This is a genomic window from Nostoc sp. CALU 1950 (assembly GCF_051172895.1).
Taxonomy (GTDB): Bacteria; Cyanobacteriota; Cyanobacteriia; order Cyanobacteriales; family Nostocaceae; genus Nostoc; species Nostoc edaphicum_A.
Window position 1 is genome coordinate 1 of the sequence record NZ_JBDNJQ010000188.1, and the last position, 15,102, is coordinate 15,102.

18 protein-coding genes are annotated in these 15,102 nt (G+C 41.3%); 9 read left to right on the forward strand and 9 right to left on the reverse strand.

What is annotated here, in order from left to right; translation table 11 throughout:
* Window positions 1-72: 72 nt before the first annotated feature.
* From ABF638_RS32330 to ABF638_RS32360, 7 genes are all read right to left on the reverse strand, one after another.
* Window positions 73-231, reverse strand: a complete 159-nt coding sequence (locus ABF638_RS32330) for a hypothetical protein (RefSeq protein ID WP_435026931.1) — start codon at window positions 229-231, stop codon at window positions 73-75.
* A 64-nt stretch (window positions 232-295) separates the two neighbouring features.
* Complete coding sequence (locus tag ABF638_RS32335) at window positions 296-3,778, reverse strand: plasmid replication protein, CyRepA1 family (RefSeq protein ID WP_435026932.1); 3,483 nt, start codon at window positions 3,776-3,778, stop codon at window positions 296-298.
* Complete coding sequence (locus ABF638_RS32340) at window positions 3,771-4,106, reverse strand: hypothetical protein (RefSeq protein ID WP_435026933.1); 336 nt, start codon at window positions 4,104-4,106, stop codon at window positions 3,771-3,773. The genes ABF638_RS32335 and ABF638_RS32340 overlap by 8 nt, the downstream gene beginning before the upstream one ends.
* Window positions 4,107-4,364: 258 nt before the next feature.
* Window positions 4,365-5,159 carry a hypothetical protein gene (locus tag ABF638_RS32345; protein WP_435026934.1) on the reverse strand — a complete coding sequence of 265 codons (795 nt, stop codon included), beginning with the start codon at window positions 5,157-5,159 and terminating at the stop codon, window positions 4,365-4,367.
* Window positions 5,156-5,737: a hypothetical protein gene (locus ABF638_RS32350; RefSeq protein ID WP_435026935.1), complete on the reverse strand. Its 582-nt coding sequence runs from the start codon at window positions 5,735-5,737 to the stop codon at window positions 5,156-5,158. The genes ABF638_RS32345 and ABF638_RS32350 overlap by 4 nt, the downstream gene beginning before the upstream one ends.
* Before the next feature lie 48 nt (window positions 5,738-5,785).
* Window positions 5,786-6,052, reverse strand: a complete 267-nt coding sequence (locus ABF638_RS32355) for a hypothetical protein (protein WP_435026936.1) — start codon at window positions 6,050-6,052, stop codon at window positions 5,786-5,788.
* Window positions 6,049-6,261, reverse strand: a complete 213-nt coding sequence (locus ABF638_RS32360; protein WP_435026937.1) for a hypothetical protein — start codon at window positions 6,259-6,261, stop codon at window positions 6,049-6,051. The genes ABF638_RS32355 and ABF638_RS32360 overlap by 4 nt, the downstream gene beginning before the upstream one ends.
* A 265-nt stretch (window positions 6,262-6,526) precedes the next feature.
* On the opposite strand from ABF638_RS32360, the gene ABF638_RS32365 reads away from it, so the two are divergent.
* The 7 genes from ABF638_RS32365 to ABF638_RS32395 all read left to right on the forward strand — a co-directional run bounded on the left by ABF638_RS32365 (window position 6,527) and on the right by ABF638_RS32395 (window position 11,523).
* Window positions 6,527-6,895, forward strand: a complete 369-nt coding sequence (locus ABF638_RS32365; RefSeq protein ID WP_435026938.1) for a hypothetical protein — start codon at window positions 6,527-6,529, stop codon at window positions 6,893-6,895.
* A 3-nt stretch (window positions 6,896-6,898) separates the two neighbouring features.
* The gene (locus ABF638_RS32370; protein WP_435026939.1) at window positions 6,899-7,546 is read left to right on the forward strand and encodes a hypothetical protein; all 648 of its coding nucleotides are present in this window, start codon (window positions 6,899-6,901) and stop codon (window positions 7,544-7,546) included.
* Window positions 7,547-7,613: 67 nt separating this feature from the next.
* The gene (locus tag ABF638_RS32375) at window positions 7,614-7,850 is read left to right on the forward strand and encodes a hypothetical protein (RefSeq protein ID WP_435026940.1); all 237 of its coding nucleotides are present in this window, start codon (window positions 7,614-7,616) and stop codon (window positions 7,848-7,850) included.
* Between the two features lie 120 nt (window positions 7,851-7,970).
* The gene (locus ABF638_RS32380) at window positions 7,971-8,159 is read left to right on the forward strand and encodes a hypothetical protein (protein ID WP_435026941.1); all 189 of its coding nucleotides are present in this window, start codon (window positions 7,971-7,973) and stop codon (window positions 8,157-8,159) included.
* Window positions 8,152-8,817: a hypothetical protein gene (locus ABF638_RS32385; protein ID WP_435026942.1), complete on the forward strand. Its 666-nt coding sequence runs from the start codon at window positions 8,152-8,154 to the stop codon at window positions 8,815-8,817. Before ABF638_RS32380 ends, ABF638_RS32385 begins: the two co-directional genes overlap by 8 nt.
* Window positions 8,814-11,006 carry a hypothetical protein gene (locus ABF638_RS32390; protein ID WP_435026943.1) on the forward strand — a complete coding sequence of 731 codons (2,193 nt, stop codon included), beginning with the start codon at window positions 8,814-8,816 and terminating at the stop codon, window positions 11,004-11,006. The genes ABF638_RS32385 and ABF638_RS32390 overlap by 4 nt, the downstream gene beginning before the upstream one ends.
* A 4-nt stretch (window positions 11,007-11,010) precedes the next feature.
* Window positions 11,011-11,523, forward strand: a complete 513-nt coding sequence (locus tag ABF638_RS32395) for a GIY-YIG nuclease family protein (RefSeq protein WP_435026944.1) — start codon at window positions 11,011-11,013, stop codon at window positions 11,521-11,523.
* Window positions 11,524-11,550: 27 nt separating this feature from the next.
* On the opposite strand, the gene ABF638_RS32400 is transcribed toward ABF638_RS32395, so the two are convergent.
* Window positions 11,551-11,712, reverse strand: coding sequence for a hypothetical protein (locus ABF638_RS32400; RefSeq protein ID WP_435026945.1), 162 nt, complete (start codon window positions 11,710-11,712; stop codon window positions 11,551-11,553).
* Between the two features lie 186 nt (window positions 11,713-11,898).
* Here ABF638_RS32400 and ABF638_RS32405 point away from each other — a divergent pair, with 186 nt between their 5' ends.
* Window positions 11,899-13,758, forward strand: coding sequence for a protelomerase family protein (locus tag ABF638_RS32405; protein ID WP_435026946.1), 1,860 nt, complete (start codon window positions 11,899-11,901; stop codon window positions 13,756-13,758).
* Here ABF638_RS32405 and ABF638_RS32410 read toward each other — a convergent pair.
* On the reverse strand, window positions 13,755-14,420 hold the full coding sequence (locus ABF638_RS32410; RefSeq protein ID WP_435026947.1) for a tyrosine-type recombinase/integrase: 666 nt from the start codon (window positions 14,418-14,420) through the stop codon (window positions 13,755-13,757). The genes ABF638_RS32405 and ABF638_RS32410 overlap by 4 nt on opposite strands.
* Before the next feature lie 171 nt (window positions 14,421-14,591).
* On the opposite strand from ABF638_RS32410, the gene ABF638_RS32415 reads away from it, so the two are divergent.
* On the forward strand, window positions 14,592-14,972 hold the full coding sequence (locus ABF638_RS32415) for a surface-adhesin E family protein (protein WP_435026948.1): 381 nt from the start codon (window positions 14,592-14,594) through the stop codon (window positions 14,970-14,972).
* The last annotated feature ends 130 nt before the right edge of the window (window positions 14,973-15,102 follow it).

The window sequence follows — 15,102 nt, forward strand, 5'->3', positions numbered from 1 at the left end:
TGGGTGTTTTGGCAATTAAAATGCCCTCCGTGGTCATTTTCGGAGGGGTACTAGGAGTGGGGAGTGGGGCGATTAGGGATTTTGGGGCGGTTCATCTTTGTTATTTAGCGCTAGAAGCCATAAACCCATGAACAGCATGATCAAAAGTGCTGCTGGTATAGGAAAAATTGCTGAAAGTATTGCCCAAAATATTCCTGGAATAAAAACAGCAAGAAATATTTTAATTTCCATTTGTAGGAACCTCTAACCAATGAGATTATTGTTCCCACTTCTCTTGCCGCGATTGCTCCTTAAGTTAAGCCGCTGATTCAAGCTGTTGATTCAACTCTATCACCCAATTTTTAAGTAATTTCTGTTTGTCCAGAGGTAACAGTTTTGCAGCAGATTTTAGAACGAATGCAGGTATGGAAATTCTTACATCTTGCAACATTTCCGCTGAGTCGCAGGATTCAAGTATGAGTGCGGTATCTTGTATATTTTCTTTAGCCAGCCACTCTTCAGAGATGTCTGAAACTGTTTCTACTGTTGGTGTCACATCAGTAGATGTAACTGAATCTTTGGCTTTTTGAATAATGCCCTCTAAGGTTGGTGTGTGAGATTGAGAATCCATGTGTGCCATGATTTTTTGTAGCAACTCCCAATACTCTTTATCGAGAGTGTAAACGTTACTCCGCTTAGAATCTTTGGTTTGTTTAAAACTTGTTCTAAAGAGACATAGAGAATCTAAAACTCTGTTAAATAATTCAGTATTGCTGATTTTGAAATTGCCTTTACTGTTGCGCTCAATTGACACGGTAAAGCCTAAAAGCCTTTTGACATCTGCTTTACGTTTTCTTAGCCTATCAGCAAACTCTTGAATTTCAGGAGAATCATTTGTATAGCTCCATCCATCTTTAAGTTTGGCTATCAGTTCAAGTGTACCAATATCGCAAAGTAGCCGCCGATTAGCTGCATAAAAACTCTGATCGCCCTTGTCAGGGTTCCGTTCGCGGTCAGCAAGGTCATAGGCTATGGCTGTATCATCATCTCCTAGCAAAACCCTAAGCTTTCTTGCCCCTCGTGTTAGGTTTTTAGTGCGTTGGAGTTTAACAATATCTTGAGTGATTTCTAAATTAGTGTCCCGGTGTAATTGCGTTTTCTGTAAGCGATCGCGCTCTGATTTTCGCAAGCTACCCGCATTTATCCTGGCTGATTCAAACTCAACATCATTCATCAATTCGGCTTGAGCAATTAGGCGATCGCCCTCTTCCTTAACTGCTTTTTTTTGCTCAACGTGAATTTCGCCCTCTTCTGTCCGCGTTGCATCTTCAACATCCGTACACTCAAGATTAATAGTAAATTCTGCATCAATCAGTAAATCATAAAGTGATTGAAACGGGTTAGCTTTGCTTGCGTTAATCCGTGAAATAATATTTAACTTATGTTGAAGAAATGGCAACTCATCTTCTGTAATTACACCTTTAGCTGTAGGCATAATACCTTTTTTATGTAGTGTATCAATTTCATCTATTGAAGAAATTAAGTTGTTGGTTTCATCAATATTTATCTGAAGATTTTTAAGTAGATTCTTAGGATCAATTTCTAGTGTCCTACGTCGTGGACTAACCCAAATTATGATTTCACAATCTAAGCGATATCTAAAAAGCATTTGACACTGATCGCTAGCGGCTAAAACATCACCAGTAAAAAAAGCATAAACTCTATCAAAGTGCTGCTTTTCTAAGGATATTGCAGTACCCATTGTCATAGTGTAGCCAAGTATAGGATAGTCAGTATACTGGCTATCAATTGCCTGAATTATAGGTTTAATATGAGGCTCATTGCTATTATCACCATGAGCTAAAAATATAGATTCTTCAGGTATTCCAGTATCTTTTAACAGTAATTCGATAGCAATTAAATCTGTCTTATTCTCACAAGCTATAGCACATTTTAACCCAGCTTTAACATCGTTTTTCAATCGGGTTAATACTTCATCTTTATGTTTGTTATTATTTATTGTAATTGGCTTGTGAAACTTACCTTTTTTACCTGTATGGTGAATAATAAATGATTTTTTACCATCATCTCTTACTCGTTCAATATACTCTAGTGTTTCATTATCTAAATCACGGTCAGCAGCAATAATATAAGTAGCGTTTTTAATTAGCCACTCTAACTTAGTACGTGCTTTTATACGTAAATTACCTCTGAGATTGGGACTAGTATGTAATGATTTTAATCCCTGAGTTATTTCATCTAAGATAAGTATAAAAGGTTCACCTTTCACCCAATTTTCAGGGTTAAAATTAGCTGCAAAAGTTACATCACAGATAGAAAGTTTTGGTACACTCGTAAGACTCAAATTTAGCTTTTTAACTTCGTGATGATGCATTAGATCATACTTTGGTGCAGTATTATGCAGAATTGCATTTAAATGTGCTATTTGCAAAATATTGCCTGACCATTGCTTGCATAAATTCGCTGTAAAATAACTTTTACCTATACCCCAATCACCTTTTAGCCCAATAATTCCTTCTGGCAAGTCTTTAAGGTTATCTGTTGGTAAATAACCATCTTTGACCTCTACATCAGGCTTACGAGTAAATTTAATTTTGGCTCTATCACTACGTTTTAGTTCATATTCTTCTCTCCAATCGCTTGAAGAATTTACCTGAATTTGTTGCGTTTTTTGTTCGCCTGTTTGCTGATTTTGAGCAATAGATAAAAACTCATTTATAGAAATAAATTTAATCTGGCTATAGTCCTTTAATTCATCAATATCACATTCATTTTTTGTGATCTGATTCCACCAAGCAACACTAACTGAGTAAACTTTGCTAGTCAACTCCTCAATAATTTTTTTGTAGTTACTGAGAATGCCACTATTGCTTAAGCTTCCCGCGTCTGGACACAAAACAACCTTACTGGCTTGCCCTAACCCATTTATTACTGCATTGACTGAGGCTAGCCAGTTCGCCCCAGCCGCCCCAATAATTTGTATATCCTTGCGTCCATGCCTAAACCAAAGTTTAAGGGCAGTAATCAACGATTTTAGAGAACCTTCGACCAACCAAGTTTCTGTAACTTGTTCGGATTCTGGATGCTTCCAGAGAAATACAGGTAATTCCCCACTTGGCAGGTGTGGCCCGTTCCCGCCTTTGTTAGCAGATGATAGCCAGATATACTTGCCAAATTTTACACGGTTGTCAGACTGAAGCTGAAATCCTGTAATCTTGCCAGCATGGTCTACAGATGCAATCGCAAGTCCAACAACTCCTGTTAGTTGCCCCCCAGCTACCCCAGCCAGAGACGGGGAAGCATCAACTTTTAACCCTGGCTTCCAACTGGATAACCACCCTTGGGAAACTGCAAAATCAATCTCATCAGAATTTAACCCGCGTTTCTCAGACAGTTCTGAGTATCTATGCTTTTGGTTTAACCCCAGTATGCTGCTGATGTGGCGGTATTGAGGATCGCGGTCAGTGATGGGGAGTAGTTGAGCTAACTTTTGTTGTTCTTCCCGTTCGCATCTCTCACGCCGCCGCCTTTGCTCATCAGCCCATTCCCGCCGCCGTTCTTCTGTCCATCCTTGAGAATTATCAGGTTTGAATGTGGCTGTATGTCCATTGCTAGGTTTTACACATACATAGCCATTAGCTTTTTCGCCTTTTCGGGTATCTGCCAGCCCATGACAGAAAACTGTATCATCTACAAAAACTCGGCAAGCTCCTGTGATGTTCTCGCAGATGGGACAAGGATTATTTTTTTTTGTGGGGGTTGGGCGGCTACTAAGCATTGTTCACCCCCGCATTAGCAGATGTAGACAACACGAAATCTTGTTCTAGTATCGCCACACTAGTTATGTCGCCGCAAGAAGGGATCAACGCTAATCCTGTAGAAGTTTTAGCTAAATGTCTACCCTCAAAAGCACTGGCAATGAAGCGTTTAGAGTATCCGCGAAGTCTGAGAATATTCCTCAACCGCTCAGTCTCATAGCGATACTGTTTGGTATTTGGCTGAATTAATTCAATAATTTTTCGTTCTTGGTTCTCAATTGATGATAAAATCAATTTATCGATTTTTTGAGAACCGCTGTGAATTCGCAGTCCCAGCGGTTTTAACATTTTTTGGGTTCTCCAGTAAACTACTGGCTAACCCCGAACCGCATAACTTTTTGATAAGCTGAAAGTAATTTAAAAAATTAAATCTTGGCTAGTCTTTGCGTCTGATAAACGCTCGAATTGTACTTTCAGCTTTGCTGTTTGCGGTTCAGGGACAGCCATTTTTCTTTTCTGATCTATTTCTTTTCTGATCTAATCGTTGCACGAGAAAAAGCATAAAAATCACCCCAAAACTAATTGGGGGAATTATGTAAAGAAAGGTTAAGGAATTTTACATCCTCTGCCTACACGCTTCTCGACCCCGTTCTGAACTACGTAGCTGTAAAGTTCTAGTATCTTGTCCTTACTAGCAGCGCTACAAATCCTACGTTTTAAATCGTGATTGAGAGTGACTCTGTTTTGATAAGACCTGAACAGTTCGGCGATAGATGGATCATTGTAAGCTTTGATTTTGCATACTTGCAGCGCAAATATTTTCAAGTCATTGACTGGTTGAGTCTTAGCTAATTGCTTAAGGTGCTTGATTTCAGATTGTTTTAAAGAACTAGTTGATCGCCTGAGTAGGTCATGATTCTTAGCTGCCTTTCCAAGAAAAAATTCTGAGTATGGTTGTAAGTTTTGATTTAGGAGTTGATTTTCATCTTTAGTGACAATAGCTGCAAATAAATCAAAGCATGACTCATAGCCAGAGTGGGATCGCATTTGCTGTAATGCTTCTGAGATGTCATCATGAGCCTCTGCTATTAAATTTAGTAGCGATCGCATTTCATAAACTAGCCCCGAAATCGAATCATAAAGATATCGGTCTAATTGAGATCCTTTTTTCCAGTCTTTAATGGAGTTACTTCCAATAGGATGTGATTGCCAGATCCAGTAAGATGCAGCATATTTATTAAGCTCCCGTAATCTTTCCCAATATCTTTGTTGGTCAGGAGTTAAATTTTGCTTTTCATCCGGCAATACTGTAAGCAACGCAGCAGCAAAATCCTCAATAGTAGGATTGTCTATTGTCTGGAATAAAATCTCATTTACTCTGGTAGCGATCGCATCCATCATGATTTCGCCGCCAGATACTGACTTTTTAAATCATCCTCGATATCGACTAAAGCCGCTTGTAGTGTAGCCTCTAGCCACTCAGATTGTGGTTGACCTTCCGATAAACGCTTGGCTCTTGTCGATAACTCGTAAGCGCCGCCCAGAACGTACTCAATTTTGTCGGACTTGGCTTGCATTTCAGCAAGTGCGATCGCTGAACTTCTGCATTCTTTTAAACAATTTAAAAGTGCTTGAAATTCATTCCTAGAATATTCACTTTTAAGTTTTTCTTGAAGTTCATTAGCTAAAACAACGCTTGTAACAGCGCAATATTCAAGACAAGACCTCGCATCGATACCCTTGGATTTAGCAACTATCTCAAGCACAGTTGCGGCTGTTTCACCAGCTTTTACATGTTTTTTCCGCCAGGTACTCAAAGCATCGAGTGACGGATGAAAACCTCGCTGATTCCACCAAATCTGCAACTCCAACAAAGTTTTAGCTGCGGAGGCATAATCTTGCCATGATTCCTTTGCCTCTGGGGTAAGCTTGTCAATTAATTTCTCTACTATTCCAGCGTAGATGTGTCGTCGTGCCATAGTACAAAAATACTTATTACTTTCTGAACGATAACATTACTGCCACAATCACAATCCACTCCCGCCATTGCGATCGCGCAGTATCCGCAAAATTTCACCGACATCTGATTTAAGTTGAGAGAGATCGGCAGTGTGGTTATTGAGTATTTGAGTGTGGCTATTGAGTATTTCTGTATGTTGAGACTGGACAGTAAGAAGTTGAGCGATCGCCACTTGGCTTGTCCCGATTGTGCCAGTTAGTAACTTGAGTGAGTTGACTTCAGATGTCAGGCTGTCTAAGCGTGAGTAAATATCTTGGATTTGTGCTTCTGTCATGCTGTCTTTTCGTTCTCCTGCTTCATTCCATCAAGAACTGACTGTTTTTCTCTAGCCCATTTGGAAATCATTTCTTCAAGTGCCTTGCTTTGATCTGTTTCTGTGGCAGCACAGATAGTTTTAAACAATAATGCAAGGTCTTTAGGCACATAGCCAGAGATTAACCGATAGTTCGGATCACCTCTCTTGCCTCGAAAATTCTCGCCCATAAATGTCTAACAGCATAGATATTACATCTATGCTGGCATGAACTCAGAGAGTAGCAAAGTTTTTTCTTGACAAGAGTACATGAACACTTGTTATCATAGCAGCAAGAACAATCAGTCGGCAACAAGCCACTATTTAGCGTCCTACGAGTACCCCAGCGACTTACACAGTAAGGGGTTTAGCGATTAGGAGCGACATTGTGATGTGTACTTATTCTGATTGCTAGCTAGTTAATATCTGATTCACATTGATTACTGTAGTAAACCGATGAAACCTAGACGGAGCAAGCATTCCACAGACTTAGACTCATTCCTTGATTTCCCATCCACCAAGACATATTTAGCTGAGGTCTTGGGTGTTAGCCGTTCTACTTTGGTCACTTGGGAGAATTTAGCCTTCTGGAGAATTCCCAGTTTCAGAGATGCCTACCCAAAAAACCACGATGGCAGTTACGACCGGGAATCACCCTTATCACCCTACCAAGCATGGGTTTTAAGCCGTGTAGGGCGGCTAATGGCTCAACTACGACGCGGCGAACGGGTCAAAGGCTATATCACCAAAAATCCGAATGATTTTTCTAAATACCGCTATCAGCAAGCATTCCAGCAATTACAAAAAATACAGAAGGGAGCGTAAATCATGGCAGCACGAAAGAGAACCACAGCGCCAACAGCAGACACAGTAAGCATTCATGATGCTTGCCTAAAATACATGACCACGGAACAAGGGCTGAGACTGGCTTTAAGCCATGTTCGCCCGGATGATTTCGACACTGTAAAGGCAGTTTCAGAAGCAGATTTAGAAGCGATCGCTTCATACTTTCAGCCAAAATTGCCAGAGGTGGCTAGCAACACCCTAGAATTACCCGAAACTCTCGAAACTTCTCCACAGGAAGCACCTGAGCCAGCCTCAGAACAGTCACAGAATGCCCTTTCCTTGCCCCAGCAAGAGCGACATTTAACAGCGCCTACCCAATCCCCAATACCTAACGCCCAACTAACGCTAATTGACCAGCTAGCTAGGCAGGCATCTGAGGAGATAGCAGCAGTAGACGCGATCGCCCAAGTCAAGAACCAATTGATTCTTAATAACTTGGCTGTGCGAGATGCCGAACTAGCAGAAGGTATAAATCAGCACTGGCAACATCAAAAGCAAGGATATTTGGGAGCGATTCGAGATTTGGCCAGTTTGGCTAAAGAACCTGTAGCAATTACCCCAGACACCACAGACTTACCCGCAGAAGTTGACCAAATCATTGCTGAATTAGCAAAAAAGCTAATCGCGTGAGAGCGATCAACATCCTGTTATCTCCTCTTGACTTCGTTAACTGGTTATTAGAAAGAGTACTAACACCATGACTTTTACAATTTCCGGCACCCAAGCAGAAGTAAATATGAGCGCTAATTCCCTACCAGAGCTAGTTTCTCAAGCACAAGAATTACTCTTACAAATTCGCCAACATCCACAGTTTAAAGGTTTGCGGTTTGATTGTGATGTAGCGATCGGCGATGTTAAGCAATATTTCAACTATCTAGAATGGGCTGCTAATGCTGATTTAGAGGTATCTAGGTTTGAAGGTTTCAGAGAATAAACGGGTGATAAAAAAGCGGGGAATGATGTCATTCCCCGCGCACTTGTAAAATCCCATCCTGGGAATGTGTCTTAATTACCCAGCAATTATGCCATATAGCACCCATACCAAAAAAGCTTTATGGATGACTTAAATAACCATATTCAGGACGCGAAAACGGACGAAACAGAGCTAAGTCTTGTCCTCAAAAAATACGATTTAGATGAGGAATTGGCACTTGAATTTAGCGAAATTGATAAGGCATTTAGACAACTAGAAATTAAATACCAATCACTACTCAACACCAGAAAGTTTTTCAACAATGGCTAAAATCGACACTACAAAAGCAGCCGCGAAAGCTGTAGCTGAGAAGTTAGCAGGGCGTAACCAAAACTCGACATCTAGCACTAATTCCACATCTGCTACCCCTGCGACTACTCCCATAGATAGCCGCATCCCTGGCTTGATGACAGTAACTCCCGATTTAGTACCGGGAATGATGCCAGCTTTTAAGCCAGAAGATTATCGCGTAAATGACCCTTTAAACCCTCCCGAAACTCTCCCACAAGCAACTCAAAGCCAGTTTGATAAGGGGATGAAAATCTATGAGGGTTCTACACGAGCATTGAAACTGACGGGGGCAGCGCTCGACCTTACACGCGAGAAATTTACTGTAATTGGTAAGCATTCAAAAGCCTTTGGTGCTGGCATTCAAGCGGCTACCGAGATTGAGAAAGTTAAGGGTAATTATTTGGATTACCTTAATCAAAAAGAGGTGACTACTCAAAAATCAGTAACTTTAGATGTTAGCCAAGTAAAGACGATCGCTGATACGAATATTTCGGTTTACAGCAAAGATGAGTTAAACCAAAAGCTGTTACAAGCACAAATAAAAGCTGAAGAATTAAGGCTAAAAACTGCTGAGTCACAGGGAAATCTAGCAAGCTTTAAAGCCCAATTGGGTGATTACCTGGAGGTAAAATCATGAAATTATCTCATGGGTTAGGGTTAAGCGCTTTTAGCTTGTGCGCTGGCTTGGCAGTAGCTTCTGGAGGTTTCACCAACGATATAGCCAAAGTAATCTCTATGCTTGGTGTGGGAGCATTGCCAGCAAGTTTTATTAGTTATTTAGTCACAGATTCCAAGTCTCAAAAGCTGCTGAATGATGCCGAAAGCAAGAACATAAAAGCAGGTGAAACACTGCACAAAGTTATCAGAGAGTTTGACACTTGCAAGTCAAAGTTAGCCAGCCTTAGCGCCCAACTGGAGACGGTCAGGGAAGAACTTAAAGAAGCGAGAAATACTATTAATTCTTTAGGTCACGCCAAGATAGAAAATAGTGTGATGATTGCTCATTTAAATTCCCAGTTAGATGAGTATCAGTTTAAATTCTCTCAACTTTCTACCCAATCCCAAAAAGATAAGCAGCAAGTTGAGTATTTGAATACTGAAGTTGAGCAATGGGAAATCAATTTTAAAACTCAAGTAGAAGCAGAAGCCAATAAACGGTTTCAGGTTGCCAAGTCTCAAGAATTAGAGAAAATTTATTTAGAGCATGACTCGATAACCAGTGAAGCTATGGCACTCTTTCGCCGGTTGCAATCCTGGGGGGAGAAAGTCGCCCACGGACACCAGAGTAAAGCTGAAATTATTAAGAGCTTGGCAAGTAGCTATAACCAAAATTTAGATGAGGTTGGAGAAGCGATCGCACATGAGCGCCAGAATTATCTAGAACAAATTGAGCTACTAAACGAACGTGTAGGACAGCTACAGCAGCAATTGCAAGGCGATTTAATCGAACCCGTGTATGGCGATTTTGGCTTTGATATTAGCGGGAAAATCGCCAACGAAATAGCACGTACTTTATTTAGCGATATCAGGCTAGCTTTGAGCGTTAAGGGGTTCCAAATTAAGCCTGACGGCGTTGTAGACGTTGGTTATGGCTATTCGCGCTCTGTGCATCCAAAAGCCGTTGTAGAGGCGATTTTAAAGCACTCTGGGATAATTGCTAAAAAGCTGGGATTATTCAAAATTACTTCTGTCAGAAAGTTGGAAATAACCGACTGTATTGTGGTCAGTTACCGGATGGAGCCAGCTATCAAAGCAGATGAAATTAAGTTGATGGTTGGGACTGCTGACGAATTTATCAACTATGTAGTCAGTCACCCTATCCGTTATCGGCTGATAGCAGATCCGGGCGTTGGTAAAACCCCAACCACTGCGGTAATGATTAGCGAAATTGTCAAAGCTGGATGCACTCGCGGCAATACCGGAAAGGGTGAAAAAGTACCTCACACTCTGGTTACTGTGTCTTACCCCGGTGCTGTTGCTTCACTCAAGGATAGTAATTATCCTTTAGAGCATTTTCTTAAATATGGTGATACCACAGCCGCAATTAAGTCCTTTGATGATTGCCTAGATGATGGAAACTTTAGAGTTAAAAACCCCACATTCGCTGCTAACTTCTTTCAAATTTGGGCATGGGATGAACTTGATAACACCCTAAATTCTTGCAGTGAGCCATACAAGGCAGGGGAAAACCTTAAGAAGATTTTTAAACAGTTTGGTCACAATAACATCGGTTGGATTGTGTCGGGTCAATCAGTGATGACCAAACAAATCCCAGGTTTTACTAATGACGATAGAAGCCTATTTACTGAGATTATTATCGGCATTCCCAAAATTAGACATTATCTAAATACTTACGGGAAAGGGAAGAATAGCGAGTCTAACTTGGCTAAGTTGACCCGTAACTTAGACGCTATAGAAGAATACATTGACCATAAAAACGAGCTAGTAACCGATGATGCCAGATTGTTAAGAGTAGCCTTAGTAGTTGACTCTCGCTCACCTAAACTCTACTTTTTACCTAATCTAGATAAAGTCAGTTTTAACTATCAAGAAATAGAGGAGACAAAGCGACTGGCAAGGCTTGCCAAGTCTCCTGGCACAGTTGACAACGGACTGGTAAGCGAAAGCCCAAAACCTTGTACAGCAAGCAATGGTCAAATGGTAAGCTTGCCACCAAAAACGACTATAGGGGGTAGTCACCAATCTGGCACAAGTCCCCACTGTCCCCACTGTGGGAGCGCAAATTTAAAGCTACAAAATGACGATAGATATCGCTGTCTAGGCTGCAAAAAGCGCACAGTTAGCAATAAGATAGTCTGGAAATAAATATATGAATTTTGATGATATTTCAACAATTGTCTATCAGCCTAAAAATGACCATGAGCCAGGATTTATATATTTAATGGAAGCAGAGGGTTATCACGGCTTAATTCCTGGCTGTTACCTCCGTCGTTGCAAAATTGGGTTATCTCGTAATCCAGAGGCTAGGCTTGATAAGTTTCACCGAAATCAACCACCTTGCAATGTGAAGATTCTCAAGACTATTTACGTAGAGGATATGGCAGATGTAGAAGGCGAATTACATCAGCAATTTAGTCAATGCAATGTTGAGTTAATCAAAAGTCAAGAATGGTTTGATTTTAATCCAGTGCAATTTCTGATGGTTAACTGGGAGTTTGAGAAGCGATCGCTTCATGTTTTCAGCATTAGCGACTTGCCAGTTAAGCTAATCATTTTCAGCATGATCGGGCTTGTGGGAGTGGGAACCATAGCGGGAAGATTGATAAGTCAACCAGCTAATTCTGTGATACAGCCACAAATTGACAAAGTAGGCAAAAATTAAGGGAGGTTGTTAGCCTCCCTTTGGGGTTTAGAACGGTGTGTTACCCGTCTGGTTTACCTTGGCGAGATACCCGCGCCAGTAATCGCCCTCAGTTGTTTTTGGTGGGAGCGCGATCGCCGCGTCGAATTCTCCATCAAAGTAGTCATTAGCAGCTTGGAATTGTTGAGGTTTAGCAATTGTGAGTAACATGAGATCACCTTTATTTTTAAGCTGCGGGCTACTAACCCGCTTTTTCTGTGGTTTCTTTAACCTGTTATCAATATAGCTAACCTGTTATAATTTGTCAATAACAGATTATAAATTAACAAGTTATTGACATTTCATAACAAGTTAGTTAAGCTAGTAACAGCTTAAAAATAAAAGGGAGTCAGTCAGATGTCAAAGGCAGTTCAGGAGCAAGTAGATCAACTGTTTGAGGCTACCAAAGGCTTACAGAGCTTAGAAGAGATTAAGCCACACTGCGAAGCTTTTAACGAGTTTATTAACACCAAAACTAGCTACAGCACCAAAAGCTTAGGCACTGTTTTAAGTCGGGCTGGCTTCTACAAAAAATTTAAGTCACTGCCACTAGAACAGGGTAAAAATGCTGAATCAGTACCCAAGCATGATGCTCAAGGGAACGTCACAGGAAACGAGTTAAAGCATTATGTCTTGCTGCTGTGTGGTCTAGACAAAAAGGATTGGGAAGAACGCAACGAAACTACAAGAGTTAGTGACCGTCTAATGACTGCTGGTGAAGACGGCAATACAGGTATTGAGATTAACCCAGAAACATATTTAGAAGTAACCTCTAACTTGTTAGCCAGTGAACATCCTCACGAGTTAGCAGTGGGTTTGATAGCTGCTACGGGCCGCCGTCCTCATGAGATTTTAGCCAGAGGAAAATTTACCCCGATTGATGGTGAATCCTATCAAGTTAATTTTGAAGGTCAAGGCAAGAAACGCGGTGAGAAGCCAGTATTTAAAATTTCTAGTTTGTTCCCTGCTATTTACATCATTGAGCGATTAAATCACTTACGCAAAGAACCATCTACTAAGTTACTTTTAAAAGAAGTCGCTAACGAATTTCCTACTGATGTAGCAGCACAAAATAAAGCTATTGAAGATAGACGCGGTAATTCATTACGTCGGGTAGTTCAAGAATATTTCGGTGGCAAGGACAACAGAGAACCGCTTTTAAACTTCCGTCACGGCCAAGAACAGAATGACTGTAAAGCTCTACGTGCTGCTAGCGCGTGTCTTGTTACCGAACGCGATTGTACAGGTTCACTAGGGGCAAAAATGTACTTCGCTGCTTGTTTCTTGGGCCATATTACCCCAGGTGAAAAAATCAGTGATAGCGATTTGAAACACATCACTACTACTCTTGGCTACTCAGATTATTACGTTACAAAACCTGTAGGCTACCCCGATGCACCAGAGAAAGAAAAACTCTCTAATGTTCGGGTTAGTTCAAGAGATTTAGAAGCTATTCGCCACTTGCAAGAGAAGCTAGAAGCACCTAACCAGCCATCAGTAATCAATCAGCTAATTGAATCATTTAACAGTCGGCTGGACACTGCAAAGCAATTACAGGCAGCACAACAAAAGGTAGCCCAATTAGAAGCACAAGTTAAACAGTTACAGGAAACCAATAACCAGTTAACAGATATGAATAACCAATTACAACAGGAGTTTGATGCAATGTCAGCCACACAGCAACCCCAAACAATTACTCTTAATGTCACCGAGTTAGACTCTTGGCTAGAAAAGAAAGTTATTGAGATGGTAGGTAAGTTAACTCTTGGGGGAACTATCGCACCCGCTACGACTGCCACGCCTGCCACACCTGCCAAAGTAGCACCACCAAAGGAAGAGATTGACTGGCAAGCCAAGACTGATGCTGAGGTGTGGGGGAGCAAAACGGCTGGGGCAGCTGTAGAAAAAATTCGTAGGTCTTATCAGGCAATCTGTTTGTATAACGATACTGTGGCAACTGGAGAGGGCGATCGCTTGGCATTGACTAACCAAGCGCTCAGGGATTTGTCGGGCTGTAACGGTTTATTGGTACGCGATTGGATTGAACAGCATAAGGATGAAATAATCAGCCATAACGCCAAGTTCGGCATGGAAAACAAGAAAGACCCCAGTAACCCTGCCAGCTATGCCAACAAGGGCAAGGACACAGATAAAATTCTCTTGCTGATAAATGAAGAATTTTTAAGTGGTGAAGGCTTTAAGGCAGGGAGAAACTAAAACGGCGTACTTTGGTCTGAATGCAATACTCTAGACGCTTTTTGGTCGATGTCGTCTAACCGATATTTCCCGACATCTCCCCCAACTGGTGACAACATAGCCAAACTCGCCGCCGCTCCCAATACCTGATCCTCAGTCACTTCTAAATATCTCTGTAGCTGTTCTAAATTCCGATGCCCTGAGATTTCCTGAATAACTCTCAGTGGTATGCCAGCGTTACTCATCTGGGTGAGCGCGGTACGCCTGAAGCTATGGGTACTGACTCCAAAAATATCTACCTGCTGACAAGCTTCTCTCAAAATCCTAGCTGCTGAGTCATGGCTGATATGTCCATTGCTACGACCTGGGAACAGATAATCATCCCCTGCTAATGGGTAGTATTCAACCAATAGCCGCCGCAAGTCTTCAATCACTGGGATTGCCCTGGTTGCCAGCTTCCCTTTAGTGTTTGACTTTCTAATGACAAACTGCGGTCTAACGTTGCCCTTGGGTGTGTAAATGTCTTGAGTTTGTAGCGTACAGCATTCACGGATTCTACAGGCACTAAACAGACACACACCGAACAAAGTGCGATCGCGCTCGTTGTCTAAGCCATTACTGAAAATTAACTGTATCTCTGACTGCGTTAGAACCTTGGCGCGTCCGTGCCGATTGATTTTCATTGCCAGACTGTAGACCCTGTTATCTACAGCCTAAAATGATTTGACACCTGATAAGCATAATTGTTTGACCGAGATTAGCGATCGCTAACTCTTTACAGATGTTTTAGTAGTTATACTAGTGCAATATTTTTTACTCAGTAGCTAAAACTAGGGTATAGTCTTAGCAATTTTATGTTGAAAAAATTAGCTATATCAGCGATTGCATCTGCCATTGTATTTGCTCCTATGGTTTCAAAAGCAGAATGGATACCTGTTAGCGAAAATAACAATCTAGTTTTTTATGTAGAAGATAGAATTACGACTCTTGACGGTCAACCTGCATTTTTCTGGCAACGCATGGTTTACAAGAAAAGCGAGTCTAATGGAGCAAAGGCAGTAGTTTTTTACAATGCTATTAGATGCAACCAAATGACAACACAAGTCCAAAAAATTATTACTTATGGTAGTCAAGGACAAGTGATTAAGCAGCAAGACTACGGTGAAACTTCAAACTGGGAATTTCCCCCACCAGACACCCACCAAGGAATTGCTTTACAAGCAATTTGTGAATAATCTTCCCCATTCCCCATTCCCCATTCCCCATTCCCCATTCCCCATTCCCCAAACATCCCCATCCCCCACTGCCAACCTAGTACCCCTCCGAAAATGACCACGGAGGGCATTTTAATTGCCAAAACACCCA

Coding starts and splice junctions, on each gene's coding strand:
- ABF638_RS32370 (WP_435026939.1), top strand. CDS start 6,899: ATGGCAGCACGAAAGAGAACCACAGCGCCAACAGCAGACACAGTAAGC.
- ABF638_RS32385 (WP_435026942.1), top strand. CDS start 8,152: ATGGCTAAAATCGACACTACAAAAGCAGCCGCGAAAGCTGTAGCTGAG.
- ABF638_RS32335 (WP_435026932.1), bottom strand. CDS start 3,778: ATGCTTAGTAGCCGCCCAACCCCCACAAAAAAAAATAATCCTTGTCCC.
- ABF638_RS32350 (WP_435026935.1), bottom strand. CDS start 5,737: ATGGCACGACGACACATCTACGCTGGAATAGTAGAGAAATTAATTGAC.
- ABF638_RS32365 (WP_435026938.1), top strand. CDS start 6,527: ATGAAACCTAGACGGAGCAAGCATTCCACAGACTTAGACTCATTCCTT.
- ABF638_RS32375 (WP_435026940.1), top strand. CDS start 7,614: ATGACTTTTACAATTTCCGGCACCCAAGCAGAAGTAAATATGAGCGCT.
- ABF638_RS32360 (WP_435026937.1), bottom strand. CDS start 6,261: ATGGGCGAGAATTTTCGAGGCAAGAGAGGTGATCCGAACTATCGGTTA.
- ABF638_RS32345 (WP_435026934.1), bottom strand. CDS start 5,159: ATGATGGATGCGATCGCTACCAGAGTAAATGAGATTTTATTCCAGACA.
- ABF638_RS32340 (WP_435026933.1), bottom strand. CDS start 4,106: ATGTTAAAACCGCTGGGACTGCGAATTCACAGCGGTTCTCAAAAAATC.
- ABF638_RS32380 (WP_435026941.1), top strand. CDS start 7,971: ATGGATGACTTAAATAACCATATTCAGGACGCGAAAACGGACGAAACA.
- ABF638_RS32415 (WP_435026948.1), top strand. CDS start 14,592: ATGTTGAAAAAATTAGCTATATCAGCGATTGCATCTGCCATTGTATTT.
- ABF638_RS32395 (WP_435026944.1), top strand. CDS start 11,011: ATGAATTTTGATGATATTTCAACAATTGTCTATCAGCCTAAAAATGAC.
- ABF638_RS32410 (WP_435026947.1), bottom strand. CDS start 14,420: ATGAAAATCAATCGGCACGGACGCGCCAAGGTTCTAACGCAGTCAGAG.
- ABF638_RS32330 (WP_435026931.1), bottom strand. CDS start 231: ATGGAAATTAAAATATTTCTTGCTGTTTTTATTCCAGGAATATTTTGG.
- ABF638_RS32355 (WP_435026936.1), bottom strand. CDS start 6,052: ATGACAGAAGCACAAATCCAAGATATTTACTCACGCTTAGACAGCCTG.
- ABF638_RS32405 (WP_435026946.1), top strand. CDS start 11,899: ATGTCAAAGGCAGTTCAGGAGCAAGTAGATCAACTGTTTGAGGCTACC.
- ABF638_RS32390 (WP_435026943.1), top strand. CDS start 8,814: ATGAAATTATCTCATGGGTTAGGGTTAAGCGCTTTTAGCTTGTGCGCT.
- ABF638_RS32400 (WP_435026945.1), bottom strand. CDS start 11,712: ATGTTACTCACAATTGCTAAACCTCAACAATTCCAAGCTGCTAATGAC.